The organism is Acidisoma sp. S159, assembly GCF_009766125.1.
In the GTDB taxonomy this organism is placed as follows: domain Bacteria; phylum Pseudomonadota; class Alphaproteobacteria; order Acetobacterales; family Acetobacteraceae; genus Acidisoma.
Map to the genome: position 1 here is coordinate 535,955 of NZ_LMUG01000059.1, position 20,486 is coordinate 556,440.

The following is a 20,486-nucleotide window of genomic DNA, read 5'->3' on the forward strand; positions in this document are numbered from 1 at the left end:
GCCGAATTGCTTGAGAGGGCTACGGGCATGACGGTCGATATCGCCATTTCCGCCGAGAACATCCGGAAGGTCTATGGCGCGACGGTCGCTCTCGACGGCATGTCTTTCTCGGTGCGCGCGGGAACAGTGCATGCGCTGCTCGGCGAGAACGGCGCGGGAAAATCGACCACGGTCAAGATGCTGAGTGGGCTGGTCCAGCCGGATGCCGGCGTTCTCAAGGTATTCGGCGAGAGTTGCGCGCTTCGTTCGCCGCGCCAGTCCCACGCGCTCGGCATCCAGACCGCGTTCCAGGAAATGACCCAAATCCGCGACCTCACAATCGCGGAGAATATGCTGCTGCTATACGAACCCGTTTCGACCCTCGGTCAGGTGCGCAAGCGGGAAGGTCTTCGGTTAGTTAACGAGCATCTGGCCAGTTTGGGCCTCGAGGATATCGATCCGCGCAGGGAGATGTCGGAGCTGAGCCTTTCCTCGCGGCAGAAGGTGGAGATTGCGCGGGCCGTCTTTCGGCGGCCGAGGATTCTGCTGTTGGATGAGCCGACGTCCACTTTGTCAGGACGTGATATCGATTGGTTAGGCGATCTAATCGCACGGCTGAAGGCGCAAAGCATCACGATCATCTTCATCTCGCATCGCATGCCGGAGGTGCGGCTGTTCTGCGAGCATCTCACGGTTCTGCGGAACGGCAAAGATGTCGGAGCCGGGCGCGTCGATGAGGTCAAGGAAGATGAACTCATCCAGATGATTATCGGCCGCTCGCTTGCGGCAACTTTTCCGCCGCGCATTTCTACCGCCGTCTTGGGCGCGACGCCAGCGCTCGCGGCCAAGAGCCTGAGCGTAGAGGGCAAGGTGCGTGACGTGTCATTCTCGCTTGCGCCCGGTGAGGTGCTTGGAATTGCCGGTCTGCAAGGAATGGGGCAATTGGAGCTTTTCCAGGCGTGTTTCGGCGCGGCGCAGCCAACCGGCGGCGTTATCGAGGTAGCCGGAAAGCCAGTGATGCTGTCCTCCCCGGGCGACGCGGTGTGCGCGCAGATCGGGATCAGCATGGTTCCCGAAGACCGCAAGACCGAGGCGCTTCTTCTCAAGCTAGACGGGCAGAGCAACGTTTCACTTCCGACACTGGAGCGGCGGAGTCGTTTTGGCCTCATCGACAAGAAAGCGGAGGCCAGCGCGGTCGCGCGTGTGCTGGATGTCGTTCAGGTGCAGGAAAGAGCGCTTTATACGCGTGTCTCGGCGTTCAGCGGAGGTAATCAGCAAAAGATCGCGATCGCCAAGTGGTTGCTTGCGGAAAGCCGGGTCATGCTGATGTACGATCCGACGCGCGGCGTCGATGTCGGCACCAAACACGAAATCTATGTTCTGATTCGCGATTTCGCCAAGGCTGGAGGTGCGGTGTTGTTCTGTTCCAGCGAGGTCCCTGAGTTAGTAAATCTGTGTGACCGCGTGCTCGTTATGTATGGCGGCCAGGTTGTGTGCGAGCTGGTCGGAGATGAAATTGACGAAGAGGCCATCATGCGGCCGGCGCTGGGTGAAATCGAGCCGAACCGCGCCGTGATGGAATTGGCGTCATGACCTCCGCCGTGGTGCGATCCGCTCCGCCATCGGGTGTCGCGCCGCGAAGTTCCAGCGCTGTCCTCTTCCTGCGCCGAAATCGCGGCGTGCTGATCATCGTCGCGGTATTCACCGCGCTCTTCCTTGTCTCGACGATTTTCAGCGGCGGTTCCTTCGGCTATTTCGAAGCGAGTTTCATGGCGAGCGGCGGTGCCACGCTAGCGCTCGCAGCGATGGGGCAGGCGCTCGTCATTCTTGTAGGCGGCTTTGATCTTTCGGTCGGCTCGGTCGTGTCGCTCGTCAATGTTGTGCTGGCGACGCATATGGGCACGGGGATCGGCTCGGAAGTTGGGGTCGGCGTTCTTGGCCTCGCCGTGGGTGGGGCCGTCGGCGCTTTCAACGGCTTTTTCGTGGCTTTTCTGGGATTGCAACCGATCGTTGTCACGTTGTCCTCGATGTTCCTCGTGCGGGGCGTCACCGTCCTGGTGCTGGATTCACCGGGCGGATCGATTCCCGATGGCTTCAAGAACTTCTTCACCGGCGCCGCGATCCCTAATTTCTTACCCGCTGCGCTGCTGGTGATCGCCTTTGCGGTTGTGGTCTGGCTGGCGATCAAGGGCACGCGCTTCGGTATCAGCATTTACGCTATAGGCAGCGAGGAGGAGTCCGCGCGTTCTACCGGCATCCCTGTGCGTCGGACGAAATTCCTCACTTATGTCGTGGCCGGGATGTTCTATGGTGGGGCGGGTATCTTCATCAGTGCTCAGACCGGAGCTGGCGATCCCCTGATCGGGGACCCTCTGGTGCTCGAGACTTTTGCCGCCGTGGTGCTCGGTGGCACGGTTCTCGGTGGCGGACGGGGTGGCCTGATTGGGGCGATTTTTGGCGCCTATACCCTGATGCTGATGGTCAATATCCTATTGGCCCTGAATGTATCCGCCTATTACAGCTCGGTTGCCGAAGGCGTTGTACTGATCCTTGCCGTGCTGGTCTCGGCCCTGCACAAGGACGCGCCACTTGCGCAAGGCGTCGGCTCCATGCGCCGCTGGTTTCGGGGGTGGCGAGCGGGCTTGCTGCCGTCGCAGATCCAGTGGGGCGGGGCGCCCGTTCATGTTGAGCTTTCACGCTCGGCAGCGGCGTTGCGAGCACCAAACGTCAGTTGGATGCAACGCAACCGGGAGCGCCTGCGCTTTGCGCTTCCGGCCTATGTCTGTGTCGCCGGAGTACTGGTCGCGACGGCGATCGTGCGGCCGGACACAGTCGAGCACTGGTCGTATTACAATTCGCTTATCGTGCTAAGTTCTTTTCTCATCATTCTGGCGCTCGGGCAGGGCACGGTGATCCTGACTGGCGGGTTGGATCTTTCGGTTCCCTGGGTGATCGGCTTTTGCGGCATCCTGGCGGCCGGAATGATCCGCGGCTCGAACGAGGCATCGCTCTGGGTTGTGCCGGCGGTTCTGGTGCTGGGTGCGCTGATTGGCACGGTCAATGGTCTCGGAATCGTGGTGCTGGGGCTCCCACCAATCGTAATTACGCTTGCAATGAACGGCATTCTGCAGGGTGCGGCGCTGGTCTACAGCAATGGCACGCCGGATGGGTTTTCCTCATCCGGACTGCATTGGTTCCTGACCGGCAAGATCACTGGCATTGCGCCCGTCGTGGTCTTCGTCGTGTTGTTCATCGTCGGGGCGGTCTTTCTGCTGGGTGGCACGGTCTTCGGGCGGCGCGTCTATGCGATTGGAAATAGCGTGACTGTCGCGCGGCTGTCGGGCGTCAATGTGCCGCGCACGTTGGTTCTGGTCTATGTGCTGAGCGGTGTTTGTTCGGCGCTCGTCGGTGTACTGCTGACCGGCTTTAGCGGCCAAGCCAGTCTCGGCATGGGAGATGATTACCTTTTGCCCTCGATTGCCGTGGTGGTAGTGGGCGGGACGCTTATCACCGGCGGTCGTGGCCACTATCTCGGCATGTTGGGAGGCGCGCTACTTCTGACGGCTCTGCAGACTCTGCTCGACGGCACGAACTTGCCGCATGCCGTCCGGGACATCATCTTCGGCTTGGTTGTTTTGGGCGCGGTTCTTGCTTTGCGCGAACGGCAGACACGTTGACGGCGGCGACCGTGTTGAGACGATAAGGAAACGGTGAGATGGTCGAAAAGGTCGCGGTGATTGGTAGCGGGCTCATCGGGCGCGCCTGGTCCATCAGCTTCGCACGTGCCGGCTACGAGGTGGCATTGCATGATGCTCAAGATGGCGCGGCGCAGGCAGCCGTTGCCTACGTCGATTCGGTGTTGGAGGATCTCGCGCGCAACGACTTGCTCAGCGGCCATACGCCCGAGCAGGTGCGCAACCGCATCAGACCTGCGCGCAATCTCGCCGCGGCCCTTGAGGGCGCGGTGCATGCGCAGGAGAATACTCCCGAGCGGATCGAGACCAAGATCGCTGTGTTTCGCGAGCTTGATGCCGCGGCGGGACCAGACACGATCCTCGCCAGTTCGACCTCGGCGCTTTTGCCGTCGGCTTTTACGGAGAGTTTGCCGGGGCGGCATCGCTGTCTGGTGATCCATCCGATCAATCCGCCCTACCTTATCCCGGCTGTCGAGGTGGTTCCCGCGCCATGGACGGCGCCGGAGGTGGTGGAGCGGTCTGGCAATTTCATGCGGGCTGCCGGGCACGCGCCCATCATGATGAAGCGGGAGATTGACGGCTTCGTGATGAACCGCCTGCAAGGTGCTTTACTACAGGAGGCTTTTCGGCTCGTTGCCGAAGGCTATGCCGGGGTCGAGGATGTCGATATCGGCATTCGCGATGGTCTGGGGCTGCGCTGGGCTTTCATGGGACCTTTCGAGACCATCGACCTGAACGCGCCCGGTGGTGCGGCCGACTATATCGCGCGCTACGAGGGCCTCTATGAAAACCTGTGGAAGGGCCAGCAGCATATTGCGAGCTGGGCGGAGGCGAGCGAGCGTGTGGATGCGGAACGACGGGCAGCCCTGCCGAAGGAACGGCTGGCGGAGCATGCTGGTTGGCGGGATCGTCGGTTGATGGCGTTGCTGGCGCATAAACGCGACGCGGCGAAGAAGATCGTTTAAGGAGCAAGCACCATGGCCAAGGCCAGAAAAGTCATCGTCACCTGTGCGGTTACCGGTGCGATCCACACGCCATCGATGTCGCCGCATCTGCCGGTGACGGCTGACGAGATTGCCGAAGCGGCCATCGGCGCGGCGGAGGCTGGCGCCGCCGTGCTGCATTTGCACGCGCGAGACCCCGAGACGGGCAGGCCGGATCAGCGGCCGGAGGCATTCGCGCCATTTCTCTCGCGCATCAAGCAGTCGACCAATGCCGTGCTGAACCTGACCAGCGGCGGCAGCCCTTTCATGAAGATCGACGAGCGCATCCGGCCCTCGACGACCTACAAGCCGGAAGTGGCGTCGCTGAATATGGGTTCGATGAATTTCGGATTGTTTCCGATGCTCGATCGGTTCAAGGAGTTCAAGCATCCCTGGGAACGGGAATTCCTGGAGGGCAGCCGGGACCTGATTTTCCGCAATACCTTCAAGGACATCGAATACGCGCTGAACGCGATGAGCGGGAACGGGACGCGGTTTGAGTTCGAGTGCTATGACGTCAGCCACTTATACAACCTCGCGCATTTTCTTGACCGCAAGCTGGTGACACCGCCGCTATTCGTGCAGACAGTATTCGGCATTCTCGGCGGCATTGGGCCGCATCCTGAGGATGTGATGCATATGCGGCGCACGGCCGATCGGCTGTTTGGCGATGGGTATCAGTGGTCGGTGCTCGGCGCGGGACGCAACCAAATGCCGATCGCGGCAATGGCGGCGGCCATGGGGTCCCATGTGCGGGTGGGCCTGGAGGACAGTCTTTGGATCGGGCCAGGGAAATTCGCTGAAAGCAATGCGCAGCAGGTGCGCAATGTGCGGCAGATTCTCGAAGGTCTGGGATTGGAACTTGCAAGCCCGGACGAGGCGCGGGCCATGTTGGCGCTCAAGGGCGGAGATAAGGTCGGATTCTGAGCTTCGTGTCCGATGTCCTGATCCGTGTCGAGGGACGTGTCGGCCGGATCACACTCAACCGGCCGGCCCGCTTGAATGCGCTGACCTTGGAGATGGTCGAGCATATTCGTGTGGCGCTCGACGCATGGGAAACGGATTCCGGCGTGGAGTTCGTGCTGATCGATGGCGCGGGCGAGCGTGGCTTATGTGCGGGTGGCGATATTCGCGAGGTGTATGAGGCAACACTCGCTGCGGATTTTGGCGCAAATGAGAGCTTCTTTCGCAACGAGTACCAGCTCAACGCGCGCATCGCGGAATACCCGAAGCCTTATGTGGCGCTGATGGAAGGCATTGTCATGGGCGGCGGAATTGGTCTGTCCGCTCACGGCAGCCACCGCATTGTCACGGAGCGCTCGCGTGTTGCCATGCCGGAGACGGGGATTGGCTTCTTCCCGGATATCGGCGCGACCTGGTTGCTGAGCCGCGCGCCGCGCGAAATCTGCATGCATATCGCACTCACAGGCGATGCGATCGGGGCGGCCGACGCCTTGTTGTGCGGGCTTGCGGATGTTTACGTGCCATCCGTCCGGCTGCCCGCTTTGTTGGAGGCACTGCTGAACTGCGGTGCGGTGGGTCTAGAGGACTGCATTCAGGCTCATTCCGAGGCGCCGCCGCCCGGCGTTCTCGAGGCAGGTCGAGGCTGGATTGAAGCCTGCTACGCGGGAGCCAGTGTTGAGGCGATTGTCGCGGCGCTTGCGACACGGGAGGAGCCGCCCGCACGAAAGGCAGCCGCGACTGTCGCGCTGCGTTCCCCGAGCAGTCTCAAGATCACGTTGCAGGCCTTACGAACGGCGCCCGCGCGTGGTGGTTTGAGAGCCTGTCTGGACCGTGAGTTCGGGATGGCGTTGGTCCGGACAAGTGGCCACGATTTCGTCGAGGGCGTGCGGGCTGCGATTGTCGATAAGGATCGCAAGCCGCACTGGGTTCCCGCCCATTTAGAAGAAATGAGCGACGGTGAGGTCGCTCAGTTTTTCGCCAACGCCGCGCTGAAGCCTTCGCTGTGGCTGGACGAGGGGTCAGCGTGAGTTGAGGTTTCAATCTCAGCTTGCCCGCTTTACGCGGCGGGCGCTCAAATACCTACGGTTCTTCGATGATCGCGACGGCTCTCGTCCAGCCAGCGGAAGCTCGTTCGATTTTCACCGGGAAACAACTTACCAGGAAACCGGTTGATGGCAGCTGCTCCAGATTGTGTAGCTTCTCGATGTGGCAATAGCCGGTGTGCCGTCCGGCTTTGTGACCCTCCCAGATCAATGAAGCGTCTTTCGTCTCGGCATATTTCCGGGCGGTGTGCACGAAGGGCGCGTCCCAGCTCCAACCGTCCGTGCCGGTGAGCCGGATCCCGCGATCGAGGAGGTATATCGTCGCCTCATACCCCACGCCACAACCGCTCGCGAGATAGTCCGGCTCGCCGAAACGCAGGCCTGCCGCGGTGTTGACCACAACAATTTCGAGCGGACTCAGGGTGTGGCCGATACGCGCGAGTTCTGCCTCGACATCGGCGGCGGTCGCGACATATCCGGAAGGGAAGTGGCGAAAATCGAGCTTCACGCCGGGCTGGAAGCACCAGTCCAGCGGCACTTCGTCGATCGTGATCGCCCTCTCGCCATGGTTCATGGTCGAGTGGTAGTGCCACGGCGCATCCAGATGCGTGCCGTTATGCGTTGAAATCGTCACCTGCTCCATGGCCCAGCCCTCGCCATCCGGCAGATCTTCCCCGCGCAGGCCCGGGAAGAAGCCCAGTATCTGCGGCAGCGATTCCTTGTGCGCGGTATAGGTGATTGACGGGATCATCATCGGCGGATCGGCCGGGATGTCGTTCGCGAGTGGAATCGAAATGTCGATAATGCGACGGGCCATGCTGAACTCCTGGGCAATCGAACTGTGGCAGGTCAACGAGAAACTTCAAACTTCAACGTTTTGCTTTTCTGCACGCTGCGCGTTTATACGCCAGGTGTTTCCCTGGCGGGTCACCCTCCCCTCGGCATCGAGCTTGATGAGATGCGCGAGAACGTTTCGCTCGGCTGCGCGCCGGAGCATGGGATCGGTTTTGGCGTAGAGACGCGATACCAATTCGGCTGTCGTCTGGGGCCGCGCGGCGATGGCGCGGCTGATCGCCTCTTCCCGCCGTCTGCGATGCGCGATGAGAAGACGGACATAGGCTTGGGGGTTCGGCAAGGCGGGACCATGGCCGCAAAGATAGAGCGTGTCGGAGCGGTCCAGGAGTAGTTCGAGGCTCGCCAGATAAGCTTTCATATCACCAAGCGGTGGGCTGACCACGCTGCTGGACCAACCCATGACGTGATCGCCACTGAACAATATGCCGTCGCGCCATGCGAAACAGAGGTGATCCGCTGCATGGCCCGGCGTGAAGATCGCGGTAAGCCCGGAAATCGTGTCGCCATCGTCAAGCGCGAAATCCGGTTCGAAGCTCGGTGTCGCACTGCGCTTCCAGCCATAGGTTGGCGCGCCCGTTGCGGCTTTTAGCTCAGCCGTGGCGCCGACATGGTCGCTATGGGTGTGGCTGAGAAGGATGCGGCGTATCTGGCCGCCTCCGGCTTTGACGATGGCGGCGACATGTCCGGGCAGGTCGGGCCCGGGATCGATTACGATCAGGCCACCATCGGGGTCGTCGACCAGATAGGTGTTGGTGCCGTGATAGGTCATGCTTGCCGCATTACCCGCCACCACACGTTTGACGCCGGGCAAGACATCGAGCGCGAAGCCGCGAGGTGGTTCAGGCTCCTTGAGGAAAGTCATCTCGCGGTTAGGCTCCAATCCATTCTGATCCATCTGGGCTCGCTGTTCAGGGGTAAGTGACCCCGAAAGCTTCGGAAGGCAATCCGAAGCCGTCGCGTGTCATTAATTTGTCGACAAAAGCAGCGCGATTGCCACCTGTCGTGATCGCGACGGTGAGGCGTGTGGAACGCTGGTCGACAATATTGACCTGACGCCATGGCCGCGCGATAAGCGCTTCGGGGGAGCGAGCCGTGTCAACTGCGCCAGCTGATCCGGCTGCCGAGGCGGATGGGGCCACGGCGGCCCACCGCGTCTTCGATTTGCTCAGTGAAGCAATCATCAGTGGGGAACTCGCGCCCGGCGCGAAGATCAAGGAATCCGCGCTTTCCTCACGTTTCGGTGTTAGCCGCGCGCCTTTACGGGAAGCCATCCGCCGGCTCGAGGAGCGCAAGCTGCTCATTCGCACGCCGAGGCTCAGCGCGCGCGTCACAGAATTAACGCCGGTTCGCATCACCGAGCTCTATGAAATTCGTGAGGTGCTGGAGGGCATGGCGGCACGGCAGGCGGCCTTGCGGATGCAGCCGGATGACATCGCTCACCTGCGGGATCTGCTGCGGCAGCACGAAGCCGCCCTGAATGCGACTGAGGATGACGTCTATCGGCAGGGCACGGCGGATGAGGATTTCCACTTCTTCATCATCCAGCGCAGCGGCAATGCGACCCTGGTGCAGATTCTCTGCGACGAATACTACAACCTTATCCGCATGGTCCGGCGCCGTCACAGCCGGGTCGCGGGGCGTGCCCGCCGCGCGCTACAGGAACACCAGCAATTGGTCGAGGCGTTGGCCGAGAGGGACGGCGATTTCGCCGAGCGATTGATGCGCCGGCACGTCGCCGCGGCGCTGCGCGGCATTCTCGGCAGCCTCGATGCTGAAACACGGACGCCACAGATGGAAAGCGGGATCGCAGCATGATCACTCACGAGGTTCGGGTTCATCCGGAAAAAGACCGCCTGGCACGAGAAGATCAGCTCGCCTGGAAGATCGCCGCCGTCGCCGCCGATCCGGTGGAGGTGGAGCCCGTCGTCGCCGAGATGATCGTGAACCGGATCATCGACAATGCCGCTGTGGCGATCGCCGCGATCAATCGCCACCCGGTGGTGACCGCGCGTGCCCAGGCGCTCGCGCATCTGCGCCAAGGGGGGGCGACGGTGTTTGGCTGCGATCCGAGGCTGCGGGTGCATGCGGAATGGGCCGCCTGGGCCAATGGCACGGCCGTGCGTGAGCTGGACTATCACGACACTTTTCTGGCGGCGGAATACAGCCACCCCGGCGACAATATCCCGCCGATCCTGGCGGTGGCGCAGCAATGCGGCAAAGACGGACGCTCGCTGATCCGCGGCCTCGCCACCGGCTACGAAATTCAGGTGGATTTGGTGCGGGCCATTTGCCTGCATAAGCACAAGATCGACCATGTCGCGCATCTGGGACCGTCGGCCGCGGCTGGCATCGGCACATTGCTCAATTTGCCCGCGGAGGAAATCTACCAGTCGGTTCAGCAGGCGCTGCACGTGACGACCGCGACGCGGCAAAGCCGCAAGGGTGAAATCAGTTCGTGGAAGGCCTATGCGCCATCACATGCCGGGAAGCTGGCGATCGAGGCGGTGGACCGCGCCATGCGCGGCGAGGGCGCGCCGAGCCCGATCTATGAAGGCGAGGACAGCGTGATCGCCTGGATGCTCGACGGTCCGAAGGCGCAATATGCCGTGCCGCTGCCGGCGCCGGGCGAGGCAAAGCGCGCGATCCTCGATACCTACACGAAGGAACACTCGGCGGAGTATCAGAGCCAGGCGCTGATCGACCTGGCTTTCCGCATGGGGCGCCAGGTGACGGATTGGGAGCACGTGGAGAGCATCGTCATCCACACCAGCCATCACACGCATTACGTCATCGGCACAGGCTCGAACGATCCGCAGAAGTTTGATCCCACCGCCTCACGCGAAACCCTCGATCATTCGATCATGTATATCGTGGCTGTGGCTTTGCAGGATGGCGCTTGGCATCACGTCAACTCCTATGCACCGGAGCGGGCGCAGCGACCGGATACCGTGCGTCTATGGCACAAGATTAGCACGATCGAGGATCCGGACTGGACGCGGCGCTACCATTCCGAGGACCCGGCCGTGAAGGCTTTCGGTGGTCGCGTGGTTATCCGCCTGCGGGACGGTCGCGAGATCGTGGATGAGCTGGCGGTCGCGAATGCGCATAGTCTGGGCGCGACGCCCTGGCAGCGGGCGGACTACATTCGCAAGTTCGAGATCTTGACGGAAGGCGTGCTGGATGCGGATGAGGCGGCGCGGTTCCTGCAGGCGGTGCAGCTTCTACCCAAACTCAAGGCGTATGAACTTGAAGAGCTGAACGTGGCGCTCCCCGCCGCGGGGCTGACGATGAGCGACCAGCCCGGCATCTTCGCGTGCCGGACATGACAGGAGATCAAGTGATGAGCGAGACACTGGCCCCGGCGCCGAAAGCCAAGAAGTCCGTCGCGCTGTCGGGGGTCCCCGCAGGCAATACCGCGCTCTGCACGGTCGGCCGCAACGGGCATGATCTGCACTACCGGGGCTACGATATCCTGGACATCGCGGAGCGCTGCGAGTTCGAGGAGATCGCCTATCTGCTGATCCATGGCAGCTTGCCGACCGAAGGCGAGTTGCGCGGCTACAAGGCGAAGCTGCGCATGATGCGCGGATTGCCAGCCGCGGTTCGCTCCGCGCTGGAAAGCTTGCCGGCGGCGGCGCATCCGATGGATGTGTTGCGCACCGGCGTCTCGGTCCTCGGCTGCGTCTTGCCGGAGCCGGAGGATCACAACCCAAGCGCGGCACGGGATATCGCGGACAAGCTCATCGCGTCGCTCGGATCGATGCTGCTCTATTGGTATCACTTCGCGCAGGCAGGTCGCCGGATCGAGGTCGAGACCGATGATGACAGCATCGGTGGCCATTTCCTCCACCTGCTGCATGGCCATGCGCCTCGCGATAGCTGGGTGCGGGCGATGCATACTTCGCTCAACCTCTATGCCGAGCACGAGTTCAACGCCTCGACCTTCGCGGCGCGAGTCATCGCCGGGACCGGGGCGGATCTGCACTCAGCCATTGCCGGCGCGATCGGCGCTTTGCGTGGCCCGAAACACGGCGGCGCGAACGAGGTCGCCTTCGAAATCCAGAAGCGCTACGCCAACCCGGATGAGGCGGAGGCGGATATCCGCCGCAGGGTCGCGGAGAAGCAGGTGGTGATCGGCTTCGGCCATCCCGTCTATACGATCTCCGATCCGCGCAACGAGATCATCAAATCCGTGGCGCTCTCGCTTTCGGAGGAGGTGCATTCGCACAAGATGTTCTCCGTTGCTGAGCGTATCGAGGCGGTGATGATGGACACCAAGCGCATGTTCGCGAATCTCGATTGGTACAGCGCTGTGTCCTATCATCTCATGGGTGTGCCAACCGCGATGTTTACGCCGCTTTTCGTGATCGCGCGCACCACCGGCTGGGCCGCGCATGTGCTGGAGCAGCGGGTAGATGGCAAGATCATCCGGCCCTCGGCGAATTATACCGGGCCGGAGCCACGCGCCTTTGTGCCGCTGTCGGAAAGGGGGCCAGAGTGACCTACCTCGTCGGTTCGGAGAGTCCGGACACCCCTGCGGGCAAACGTTTCCGCGAGCTGCTCGGGCGGCCGGGCATTCTGCGTTTGCCGGGTGCGCATAACGGCATGGCGGCGCTGCAGGCCAAGGCGGCGGGGTTCGAGGCGCTATACCTGTCGGGAGCGGCTATGACGGCCTCCATGGGTTTGCCCGATCTCGGGATCATCACGGTGGATGAGGTCGGCTTCTTCATCCGCCAGATTGTGCGCTCAACCGGATTGCCTCTGCTGGTCGATGGCGATACGGGCTATGGCGAGGCGCTGAATGTCATGCACATGGTTCGGTGCTTCGAAGATGCGGGTGCAGGTGCCGTGCATCTCGAAGACCAATTGTTGCCCAAGAAATGCGGCCACCTGAACGACAAACGGTTGGCGACGGCTGACGATATGGCGGCCAAGGTCGCCGCAGCGGCACGCGCGCGGCGCCATCTGGTGATCATCGCCCGCACGGATGCCGCGGCGAGCGAAGGCATGGATGGTGCGGTGGCGCGGGCGCAGCGCTACATGGCGGCGGGCGCCGACGCGATCTTCCCGGAGGCGCTGACTACACGCGAGATGTTCGAGGAATTCGCGCGGCGGATGCCGGGGGTGCCGCTGCTCGCCAATATGACCGAATTCGGTCGCACGCCATTCTTCACGGCCAGCGAGTTTGAGGAAATGGGCTATCGCATGGTGATCTGGCCGGTGAGCAGTTTGCGGATCGCCAATAAGGCTCAGGCGCAGCTCTATGCGGCGATCAAGCGCGACGGAGGCACGCATAAGGTGGTTGATTCGATGCAGACCCGCACTGAGCTTTACGAGCTCATCGGCCTTAACGAGTTTGAGGCTTTAGATGCCTCGATCGTGCAATCCGTGGCGCCGGAGGCGATGCCGCAGGTTTGAGAGGTGTCAGCATTTCCGCCCGGTGCCGCGATCAATCAGCATCGGTGCGAAAACCTGAGACTCCCAGGCGAAGTCCCTATTGCCGACCAGAGCGCGCACCAGCGCCGCCGCGTGGCGGCTGACCTGGGCCACGGGATACTCGACCGTCGTCAGGGGCCGCGCGAGCACGCGCGAGATTTCGGTGTTGTTGAAGCCGACGATGGCGAAGTCGTCCGGATAGGCGAGGCCATGGTTGCGCATCGCTTCGATGAAGCCGAGTGCCAGTCCGTCATTATGCGCGAAGACCGCGGTCGGCCGGGTGCTTGATGCGAGGATGGCGTCAGCGGCCAGCCGGCCTTCGGACGATACCGCAGCCGCGGTGCTCAAGCCTTGCGGAATTTCCCGCATGCCGGCTTCCCGGCATAGGCGGCTGAATCCGGCCGCGCGGTTTTTGAAGGTCGCGACCGTCTGCGGCCCTTGGATCTGACAGATCACACGATGGTGATGCGTGGCGAAATGCTCCGCCACCAACGCCCCGCCCGCTTCATCATCGCAGGTGGCGGAGGGAAGATCGATCGCTGTGATGCCGCGCACCGCTAGCACCACGGGAACCTCCGCCGCCGCCTCCTCGAGTGCTTCGGCGTCGCCCTCGGTAGAGGTCAAGGAGATGATCGCATCGACTCGCTGGCTGAGGAATGTGCGAAGAAGATGCCCGACGCCGTCGGAACCGTCACCGGTTTCGGCGATCAGCGGCGTGAGTCCCGGTCCCTTGAGATGATCACGGTTGAGATCCGCGACGATCTCCCGCACGACTCGGATAAGCACCTCATTCATCATGTCCGAGACCATGATGCCGACCGTATTGGAACGGCCGCGCCGCAGCGTGGCGGCCATCAGATCGGGGCGGTAGCCGGCGAGGGTGGCGGCCGCGCGAATTCTCTCACGTGTTGAGGATGAGACGAGATGCGCCTTGTCGCTGCTCAGGGCGCGCGAGATCGTGGCGCGATCGACGCCGAGGTTCGCGGCGAGTTCGCGCATGTTGATGCGCTTTACCGGCTTCCGCATTCTCACGATCGTCTTTGCCTGAAATGGTGGCATCACCTCTGCTCAGTTTCCAGTTTCGGAAGCATCTTCTACAGCATGAGCCAATCTCGAATTCAGACTTGTAGTGGCAGAAATGATCTTGCGGACTCGGGAATCGAATCGACCTAAGCACAATTTCGAGGAGTTGTGCAATCGATTGACATGAGCGGCGTGACGGGCTTAGCCTTCAAAAAAATACGGGGACGAGCGGTCCAATGACACGAGCAAAATATTTGGCTGCACTGGGCGTCTTGGCCATCGGCATCGGCCTTGGCCGCTCGGCAAATGCTGCGTATGCGAAGTTGGATGGCAGTGGCAAGGAGATCGTGGTTCTCATGCCCAGCCGCAGCAATGCCTATTTGGCGCAGTGGATTCGCGGTGCGGAAAAGAGCGCCAAGGAAGACAATTACAAGCTCACGGTGATCGAGAATAATTTCGATCAGACCGAGCAGGATGCGCAGACCCAGCAGAGGATTTCGCTACCGCATCAACCCGCCGCCTATATCTGGTGGCCAGCCGATGATCGTGCCGGGCTCGCGACGCTGCGGCGGCTGAGCCGTACTGGCGTGCCGGTGTTTCAGGCCAATCAGGCGGTCCAGCCTTCCGCCAAAAAGCTCGTCAAAGCCTATGCCGGTGTCGACGATTTCTTCAACGGACAGGTTGCCGGCAAGAATGCCGAGGCGGCACGCGATGCTTACGTGGCGGCGGGCGGTAAGCTTTCCGGCGCTGGCGGCAATATCGTTATTCTGAAGTTCATCCCTGGTTATGCTGCGGGCGATGATCGAGAACGCGGCTTTCTGGACGCGACTAAGGACAAACCTTTCAACGTCATCGCGACCGAATATGCCGGCTTCGACAATACGAGCGGATACAAGGCGATGAGCCAGCTCATTCCGCGCATTCGTGCTAAGGGTATCAACTTCGTCTATGGCATGTCGGATGGCCCGGTCACGGGCGCCGTGCAGGCGCTCGAGGAGGCGGGGCTGAAGCCTGGGAAGGACGTCTATCTTGTCAGCGCGACCTGTATCGCGGATATCTCAGCGATCAAATCCGCCAAGGAATTCGCGACGGGCGTGCAGGCGGCGGGACTTGAGGGCTGGTTCGCGGTGAATGTGGTCGCGCGGTATTTCGCCCACGGCAATACGATTGTTCCCGGGCAGTATATAGCGCCGGCGACGCCTGACTCCCGCCCCGACTTCACGGAGGCGCCTAGCCAGGTGAATATCATCCCCAATCCGCCCGTCGTTGTTGGCACGGATGCCGCGAGAGCGCCGGCAGTTCTCTCCGATTTCAAGCTTTGGGGCCAGAGCTTCGCCGATCACTGCGTCTATTGAGGCTCCTGTGCGGCGTCAGGCATCTTTGACGGCTTAGAGAGAAACAGCGCATGGCAAGATGTGCGCTGTTTCCGGGATTATGCAGCGTGGTTGCAGTGCATGCTCGAAATACGTGATCTTTCCAAAAGCTACGGTGCCGTGGCGGCGCTTTCGAGCGTCAGCTTCTCGGCCGAGCGCGGAATGGTCACAGCATTGCTCGGCGAGAACGGCGCGGGTAAATCGACGCTGGTCAAGATCCTGTCCGGCCTCGTCGTTCCCACCAACGGCGGGATTTTCCTGGATGGACGCCCAATCGATACGACGACACCTGACCGCGCCAAGAAATCAGGTGTCGCGGTGGTCCAACAGGAGATCAGCGTTCTTCCGAATCTGACGGTCGCCGAGAACTTCATGCTTTCCGCCCGTTTCGGCCTGCTGCGCCGTGCCAAGGCAGCGGCGGAGTGCCGAGGCTATCTCGATCGTCTTGGCCTGAATAATGTCGACGCCAACCGGCTAACAGGCAGCCTGACTGTCGGGGAGCGGCAACTCGTTGAGATTGCACGGCTTTTGGCGCAGGACGCGCAGGTTTTGGTGCTTGACGAGCCGACGGCCGCGCTAGGTGATCGCGACATTGCTTTGGTGCACCAGGCGGTCCGGCGGCTCGCGGCGGAAGGCAAGGTGGTGCTCTACATCACCCATCGCCTCAATGAATTGGATGAAATCTGCGAGCACGGAATTGTGCTGCGAAACGGCCGTCTCGCAGACAGCTTCGCTACTTCGGAGGCCAGCATCGGCCGCGTAATCCACGCTATGATCGGCCGTGAACTCGACGAGCTCTATCCGCCGGTCGCTGAAAACGCGATCTCATCGGCTGAGTCGTCTCTGGTTCTTTCCGGGCTCCAGCCGTCCGCGTTGCACGGGCCCATCGATCTTGAGATTCGGCCGGGAGAGATTGTCGCGACTTCCGGCCAGATTGGCAGCGGATTCGTCGAGCCGCTGCGTGCGGCTGCGGGGATGGCAACGGTGGCCTCGGGCGATATGCGGCTATTCGGCAAGCCGTACGCGCCCCGCAATCACTTCGAGCGTTGCGCGGCAGGCGTGGCCTATTGCTCCGAAGATCGGCAACTTGATGGCTTCTTCCCTGACCGCCCTGTTTGGGAAAGCCTCAGCGCACCAGCCTTGGCGGCATCGGGGTTGTGGGGCGTGGCAAATGCGAAGCGTCTTCGTCGCGGCATCGACAGGGTTGCAGATCGGATGACAATCTCGCCCAATTATCGCGGGCGGGCCGTGCGTGCGCTCTCCGGTGGAAATGCGCAGAAGGTATCTATCGGCAAATGGTTGTCGAGCGATCCGCGACTCCTGCTGGTCGAGGAGCCAACGCGCGGCGTCGATGTCGGTGCACGCGCCGAGGTCTATCGCCTGATCCGTGATTTGGCCGACCAGGGTCTTTCCGTTCTCTTTGCCAGCACGGATCTCGATGAGGTCCTCGGCTTTGGTGAACGTGTCGCGATCTTCCACAATCGCCGGCACGTGACGACTCTGCCGACGGCTTCCCTGACCCGGGACGGCCTCGCGACCTGGATCACCCATGGCAGCCAACATGGCTGAAGGCGCGGGCACCCCGATAGTTGTGGATGGCGAGACGCCAGGTGTGTCTGGGCGCTGGGGCGGCTGGATGCAGACAATCGCCCCTATCGCGCCGATCGTCGTGATTTTCGTGCTCGCGGCGGCATCGGTGCCGGGCTTTGTGAGCGGGCCGAATCTTATCGCGGTCGTGCAGGCTTCCGCGATTACCGGCATCGCGGCCATCGGCGCCGCAGCTATCACGATCGTTGGGAAATTCGTGAGCCTCGCGATCGAGCAGCAAGCCGTAACGCTCGCCTATGTCTTCACGGCGATGCTCATGGTCGGGCAATCTCTGACGGCGGCGATAGCGGTGACTCTTGTTGCGGCCATCCTGCTTGGTGCTGTGCAGGGCTATCTCGTGTCGCGCGGTCTCAACCCAATCGTCGCGACGCTGGCTTTTGGTTCGGCATTGTACGGCAGCGTGGTGTTGCTGTCGGACAACCGCACGATCACACTTCGACAGAATCCTGTCGCGTGGCTCGGCGGTGGCACGAGCTGGGGTGTCCCCAATCAGGCCATCGTCTTCCTGGTTCTCTTGGTGATCGGCACGCTGTTTCTGTCGCGCACGCGATTGGGACGGCAGCTGGTGCTGACCGGTGCCAATCCGAAAGCGGCTGAACTCATCGGCATCCCGGTTCGAAAACTGGTCGTCATCGCCTATGTTCTGGCGGCGATGGGCTCCGCTCTGGTCGCGATCCTGGTTGTCGGCCAGGTGTCGCAGGCGAGCAGCAATATGTTCGACGGTCTCACCATCGACGTTGTGGCGGCTATCCTGGTCGGCGGCATCGCTATCCAGGGCGGCGAGGGACAGCTTTGGCGAGCTGGTGTTGGGGCCTTGATCCTCACTATGTTGTCGAACGTCATGCTTCTGCTGGGACTTGACGCGGGTGTACGGCTGCTGCTGAAGGGCGCTCTGGCGGCCGCTGTTCTCCTCACGATGACGGTCATGAAGGGGCGGGGCCGATGAGCGCGCTCGCCCGGATCGACCGCGGCCTGTGGCTCCGCATTATTCTCAGTATCGTGTTGCTGGTTGCCGGTTCGATCTTGATCGACGGATTCGCAACTACCGCGACGCTCGCTTCTATCACCGAAAATGTCGGGCTTATCGGACTTGTCGCGGCCGGTCTCATGCTGACCATGGTGGTGGGGCAGCTCGATATCGCCGTGGCATCGGTCGCTGCGGTTTCCGGCATTATTGCCTTGCTGGCGGGTCAAAATTCGTTGCTGCTAGGTATTGTCGCGGCGCTCGCGGCGGCTGGTGTCTATGGCGGCGTGATCGGCTGGATTATCGCCCGAACCGGCGTGAGTTCCCTTGTTCTGACGGTGTGCATGCTGATCGGTCTGCGCGGGCTGGCGCTGGTTCTGGTGCCGCAGGCGCCTGCAATCCTTTCCGACGATCTGTTCTGGGTTTCCGACGGGCTGGTCGCGCGCATCGGGCCGACGTCGCTGCTTGGTGTCATCGGTCTTGTCATCATCATCGCCCTCGGTCTCGCAATGCGCGGCACCCGGCTGGGATTGTCGATGTATGCGGTTGGCGGAAACGTGGAGCGGGCGAGAGGTTCGGGCGTCAACACAACGCGGGTCTATGTGGCGGCTTTCGCCGGTTCGGCTTTGCTCGCGGGGACAGCGGGCATTTTGGCGTCGCTTCGGTCGGGTTCGGCGTCGGGCACCGGCATGGATAGCCTATTGCTCGACGGCGTGACCGCGGCCGTGGTTGGCGGAGTTTCGCTGGAAGGCGGGCGGGGCAATATCATCAATGTGCTGCTCGGCGCGCTTATTGTTCGCATCATCGCGGCGGCCGTGGCGCTGGAGGGCGTGCAGAGTTCGGTCGAGAGCATCGCGACTGGCGGGGTCTTGCTCGCAATGCTGCTGGTCGACTACGCGCTCGCGCGTCGGAGTGGTCTGCCATTCGCAAATAGTTGGCGCGTGCTCGCTGGACCCGTGCGGATATGAACAGGCTTTGGGGGAGGATCGAATGAGCGCCAAAACGAAAGGCGGAGCTGTCGTCACAGGTGCCGCACGCGGCATCGGAAGACAGATCGCGGAAGGCTTGGTGGCGGACGGCTACGGCGTTGTCATCGCGGATCTTGATCCGACGACAGGCGAGGCGACGGCGCGAGCTTTGACAGAAGCCGGTGCCACTGAGGCGATTTTCGTCAAGGTCGATGTCACCGACCGGGCGACCATCAAGGCGGCAATCGAGGCTTGCAGGCTTCGCTTCGGCAGCCTCAATGTCATGATTAACAATGCCGGCTTCAACAAGCCGGAACCGTTTCTGGAAATCACCGAAAAGACTTGGCGCGCCATACTGGAAGTCAACTCCCTTGGCGTTCTTGTCGGCATCCAGGAGGCGGGTAAGGCGATGATCGCCGATGGGATCAAAGGCAAGATCATCAATACCGCCTCGATCGCCGGCCGCACCGGATTTCCGGACTTCGCGGCTTATTCGGTCAGCAAGGCGGCGGTGATTAGCCTGACGCAAGCGGCTGCTCGCGCGCTGGCGCCGAAAGGCATCACAGTGAATGCCTTCGCGCCGGGTGTTGTGGCGACGCCACTTTGGGAACAACTCGACAAGGATCTTTATGCCATGGGCGCAAGTGCCGCACCTGGCGAAGCGATGAGTTCGCTCGCCAGCCAAATCCTGCTCGGCCGTGTAGCCGATCCGAAGGATGTGGTCGGAACCGTGAAATTTCTCTGGTCTGAGCAATCGGACTATATGACTGGCCAAGTGCTCGTCATCGATGGCGGGATGGTCCTGCAATGAGCGCGCGGGTTGCAATTCTTACCGGCGCTGCGGGCGGCGTCGGGCGCGCGGTCGCCGAGCGCTTCGCGCGGGACGGCTGGTCTCTGGTTCTCGTCGATACGGCCGATGTTGTGCATCAGGTTGCGGCCGAGGTGGATGCTTCGGCAGAAGGTCGAGTTGTCGGCGCCGTCGCTGACATCACCAAAGCCGAGAACCTCGATCCGATCGAAAACGCACTGCGCGAAATCGGACAGCCGCTCAAGTTTCTCGGACTGATCGCTGGTGTGTTGCAGGAGGTCGGGCCGATCACGACGCTCGACATGAACGAGTGGGACCGCGTGATGAACGTGAACCTGCGCGCGAATGTACTGATGATCCAGCGTTTCGTGCCGCCCCTCAAGGAGTCTGGGGGGGGCGCGATTGTCACGGTCTCGAGCTGGTTTGGCCGCAGCGGTCACGGGCTGTTCGCCGCCTATTGCGCGTCAAAGGCGGGGCTGATCTCGCTGACTCAAAGCGCGGCCGCCGAACTCGCGGACGACAATATTCGTGTCAACTCCGTGGCACCCGGCAATGTCGCAACCCGGATGCATTTCGCGGCGTTGCAGGAGGAAGCCGACAACCGCGGTGTGAGCTTCGAGTCGATGAAGAAGACGGAGTGGGACAAGATCCCGCTTCGCCGCGCGGCGGAACCCGCGGAAATCGCGGCGGCCATCGCCTTTTTGGCCGGGCCCGATGGAGCCTACCTCACGGGTGCCACGATCGATGTCAACGGCGGCGTCCTGTTCACCTGAGAGGGTGACGGACCG

The 20,486-nt window shown here is 62.0% G+C and carries 18 protein-coding genes; 15 read left to right on the forward strand and 3 right to left on the reverse strand.

Going from position 1 to position 20,486, the window contains the following annotated elements:
* Positions 1-27: 27 nt before the first annotated feature.
* Genes GSQ92_RS19280 through GSQ92_RS19300 form a run of 5 tightly spaced genes read left to right on the forward strand, consistent with a single transcriptional unit; the run spans position 28 to position 6,648 of the window.
* Positions 28-1,572, forward strand: a complete 1,545-nt coding sequence (locus tag GSQ92_RS19280) for a sugar ABC transporter ATP-binding protein (RefSeq protein WP_158804679.1) — start codon at positions 28-30, stop codon at positions 1,570-1,572.
* Positions 1,569-3,656 carry an ABC transporter permease gene (locus GSQ92_RS19285; RefSeq protein WP_158804678.1) on the forward strand — a complete coding sequence of 696 codons (2,088 nt, stop codon included), beginning with the start codon at positions 1,569-1,571 and terminating at the stop codon, positions 3,654-3,656. The genes GSQ92_RS19280 and GSQ92_RS19285 overlap by 4 nt, the downstream gene beginning before the upstream one ends.
* Before the next feature lie 38 nt (positions 3,657-3,694).
* A complete protein-coding gene (locus GSQ92_RS19290; protein WP_158804677.1) occupies positions 3,695-4,639 on the forward strand; it encodes a 3-hydroxyacyl-CoA dehydrogenase in 945 nt (314 codons plus the stop codon).
* A 12-nt stretch (positions 4,640-4,651) separates the two neighbouring features.
* On the forward strand, positions 4,652-5,584 hold the full coding sequence (locus GSQ92_RS19295; protein ID WP_158804676.1) for a 3-keto-5-aminohexanoate cleavage protein: 933 nt from the start codon (positions 4,652-4,654) through the stop codon (positions 5,582-5,584).
* A gap of 5 nt (positions 5,585-5,589) precedes the next feature.
* The gene (locus tag GSQ92_RS19300; RefSeq protein ID WP_174247826.1) at positions 5,590-6,648 is read left to right on the forward strand and encodes an enoyl-CoA hydratase/isomerase family protein; all 1,059 of its coding nucleotides are present in this window, start codon (positions 5,590-5,592) and stop codon (positions 6,646-6,648) included.
* 52 nt (positions 6,649-6,700) lie between these two features.
* On the opposite strand, the gene GSQ92_RS19305 is transcribed toward GSQ92_RS19300, so the two are convergent.
* A complete protein-coding gene (locus GSQ92_RS19305) occupies positions 6,701-7,480 on the reverse strand; it encodes a cyclase family protein (RefSeq protein WP_159013850.1) in 780 nt (259 codons plus the stop codon).
* Positions 7,481-7,525: 45 nt separating this feature from the next.
* On the reverse strand, positions 7,526-8,413 hold the full coding sequence (locus GSQ92_RS19310; RefSeq protein WP_254066645.1) for an MBL fold metallo-hydrolase: 888 nt from the start codon (positions 8,411-8,413) through the stop codon (positions 7,526-7,528).
* 197 nt (positions 8,414-8,610) lie between these two features.
* Here GSQ92_RS19310 and GSQ92_RS19315 point away from each other — a divergent pair, with 197 nt between their 5' ends.
* The 4 genes from GSQ92_RS19315 to prpB are packed head-to-tail and all read left to right on the forward strand — an operon-like array spanning position 8,611 to position 12,936.
* Complete coding sequence (locus GSQ92_RS19315) at positions 8,611-9,333, forward strand: GntR family transcriptional regulator (RefSeq protein WP_216850380.1); 723 nt, start codon at positions 8,611-8,613, stop codon at positions 9,331-9,333.
* The gene (locus tag GSQ92_RS19320) at positions 9,330-10,844 is read left to right on the forward strand and encodes an MmgE/PrpD family protein (RefSeq protein WP_159013851.1); all 1,515 of its coding nucleotides are present in this window, start codon (positions 9,330-9,332) and stop codon (positions 10,842-10,844) included. Before GSQ92_RS19315 ends, GSQ92_RS19320 begins: the two co-directional genes overlap by 4 nt.
* 14 nt (positions 10,845-10,858) lie before the next feature.
* Positions 10,859-12,019, forward strand: a complete 1,161-nt coding sequence (prpC, locus tag GSQ92_RS19325) for a 2-methylcitrate synthase (RefSeq protein WP_158804672.1) — start codon at positions 10,859-10,861, stop codon at positions 12,017-12,019.
* Complete coding sequence (gene prpB / locus GSQ92_RS19330; RefSeq protein WP_158804671.1) at positions 12,016-12,936, forward strand: methylisocitrate lyase; 921 nt, start codon at positions 12,016-12,018, stop codon at positions 12,934-12,936. Before prpC ends, prpB begins: the two co-directional genes overlap by 4 nt.
* 6 nt (positions 12,937-12,942) lie before the next feature.
* On the opposite strand, the gene GSQ92_RS19335 is transcribed toward prpB, so the two are convergent.
* Positions 12,943-13,980: a LacI family DNA-binding transcriptional regulator gene (locus tag GSQ92_RS19335; RefSeq protein WP_158804670.1), complete on the reverse strand. Its 1,038-nt coding sequence runs from the start codon at positions 13,978-13,980 to the stop codon at positions 12,943-12,945.
* A gap of 233 nt (positions 13,981-14,213) precedes the next feature.
* Here GSQ92_RS19335 and GSQ92_RS19340 point away from each other — a divergent pair, with 233 nt between their 5' ends.
* From GSQ92_RS19340 to GSQ92_RS19365, 6 genes are all read left to right on the forward strand, one after another.
* Positions 14,214-15,332, forward strand: a complete 1,119-nt coding sequence (locus tag GSQ92_RS19340; protein ID WP_158804669.1) for a sugar ABC transporter substrate-binding protein — start codon at positions 14,214-14,216, stop codon at positions 15,330-15,332.
* Positions 15,333-15,431: 99 nt separating this feature from the next.
* Positions 15,432-16,919, forward strand: a complete 1,488-nt coding sequence (locus tag GSQ92_RS19345) for a sugar ABC transporter ATP-binding protein (protein ID WP_159013852.1) — start codon at positions 15,432-15,434, stop codon at positions 16,917-16,919.
* Positions 16,912-17,904, forward strand: coding sequence for an ABC transporter permease (locus GSQ92_RS19350; protein WP_158804667.1), 993 nt, complete (start codon positions 16,912-16,914; stop codon positions 17,902-17,904). The genes GSQ92_RS19345 and GSQ92_RS19350 overlap by 8 nt, the downstream gene beginning before the upstream one ends.
* Complete coding sequence (locus tag GSQ92_RS19355) at positions 17,901-18,890, forward strand: ABC transporter permease (protein WP_158804666.1); 990 nt, start codon at positions 17,901-17,903, stop codon at positions 18,888-18,890. Before GSQ92_RS19350 ends, GSQ92_RS19355 begins: the two co-directional genes overlap by 4 nt.
* Positions 18,891-18,912: 22 nt before the next feature.
* On the forward strand, positions 18,913-19,701 hold the full coding sequence (locus GSQ92_RS19360; RefSeq protein WP_158804665.1) for a glucose 1-dehydrogenase: 789 nt from the start codon (positions 18,913-18,915) through the stop codon (positions 19,699-19,701).
* Positions 19,698-20,471, forward strand: a complete 774-nt coding sequence (locus tag GSQ92_RS19365; RefSeq protein WP_158804664.1) for an SDR family NAD(P)-dependent oxidoreductase — start codon at positions 19,698-19,700, stop codon at positions 20,469-20,471. Before GSQ92_RS19360 ends, GSQ92_RS19365 begins: the two co-directional genes overlap by 4 nt.
* Positions 20,472-20,486: the final 15 nt, after the last annotated feature.

Bases quoted from the DNA above. Each gene is read 5' to 3' on its own strand.
- GSQ92_RS19280 (WP_158804679.1), top strand. From the start codon at position 28: ATGACGGTCGATATCGCCATTTCCGCCGAGAACATCCGGAAGGTCTAT.
- GSQ92_RS19285 (WP_158804678.1), top strand. From the start codon at position 1,569: ATGACCTCCGCCGTGGTGCGATCCGCTCCGCCATCGGGTGTCGCGCCG.
- GSQ92_RS19290 (WP_158804677.1), top strand. From the start codon at position 3,695: ATGGTCGAAAAGGTCGCGGTGATTGGTAGCGGGCTCATCGGGCGCGCC.
- GSQ92_RS19295 (WP_158804676.1), top strand. From the start codon at position 4,652: ATGGCCAAGGCCAGAAAAGTCATCGTCACCTGTGCGGTTACCGGTGCG.
- GSQ92_RS19305 (WP_159013850.1), bottom strand. From the start codon at position 7,480: ATGGCCCGTCGCATTATCGACATTTCGATTCCACTCGCGAACGACATC.
- GSQ92_RS19310 (WP_254066645.1), bottom strand. From the start codon at position 8,413: ATGGATCAGAATGGATTGGAGCCTAACCGCGAGATGACTTTCCTCAAG.
- GSQ92_RS19320 (WP_159013851.1), top strand. From the start codon at position 9,330: ATGATCACTCACGAGGTTCGGGTTCATCCGGAAAAAGACCGCCTGGCA.
- prpC (WP_158804672.1), top strand. From the start codon at position 10,859: ATGAGCGAGACACTGGCCCCGGCGCCGAAAGCCAAGAAGTCCGTCGCG.
- GSQ92_RS19335 (WP_158804670.1), bottom strand. From the start codon at position 13,980: ATGCGGAAGCCGGTAAAGCGCATCAACATGCGCGAACTCGCCGCGAAC.
- GSQ92_RS19340 (WP_158804669.1), top strand. From the start codon at position 14,214: ATGACACGAGCAAAATATTTGGCTGCACTGGGCGTCTTGGCCATCGGC.
- GSQ92_RS19345 (WP_159013852.1), top strand. From the start codon at position 15,432: ATGCTCGAAATACGTGATCTTTCCAAAAGCTACGGTGCCGTGGCGGCG.
- GSQ92_RS19350 (WP_158804667.1), top strand. From the start codon at position 16,912: ATGGCTGAAGGCGCGGGCACCCCGATAGTTGTGGATGGCGAGACGCCA.
- GSQ92_RS19355 (WP_158804666.1), top strand. From the start codon at position 17,901: ATGAGCGCGCTCGCCCGGATCGACCGCGGCCTGTGGCTCCGCATTATT.
- GSQ92_RS19360 (WP_158804665.1), top strand. From the start codon at position 18,913: ATGAGCGCCAAAACGAAAGGCGGAGCTGTCGTCACAGGTGCCGCACGC.
- GSQ92_RS19365 (WP_158804664.1), top strand. From the start codon at position 19,698: ATGAGCGCGCGGGTTGCAATTCTTACCGGCGCTGCGGGCGGCGTCGGG.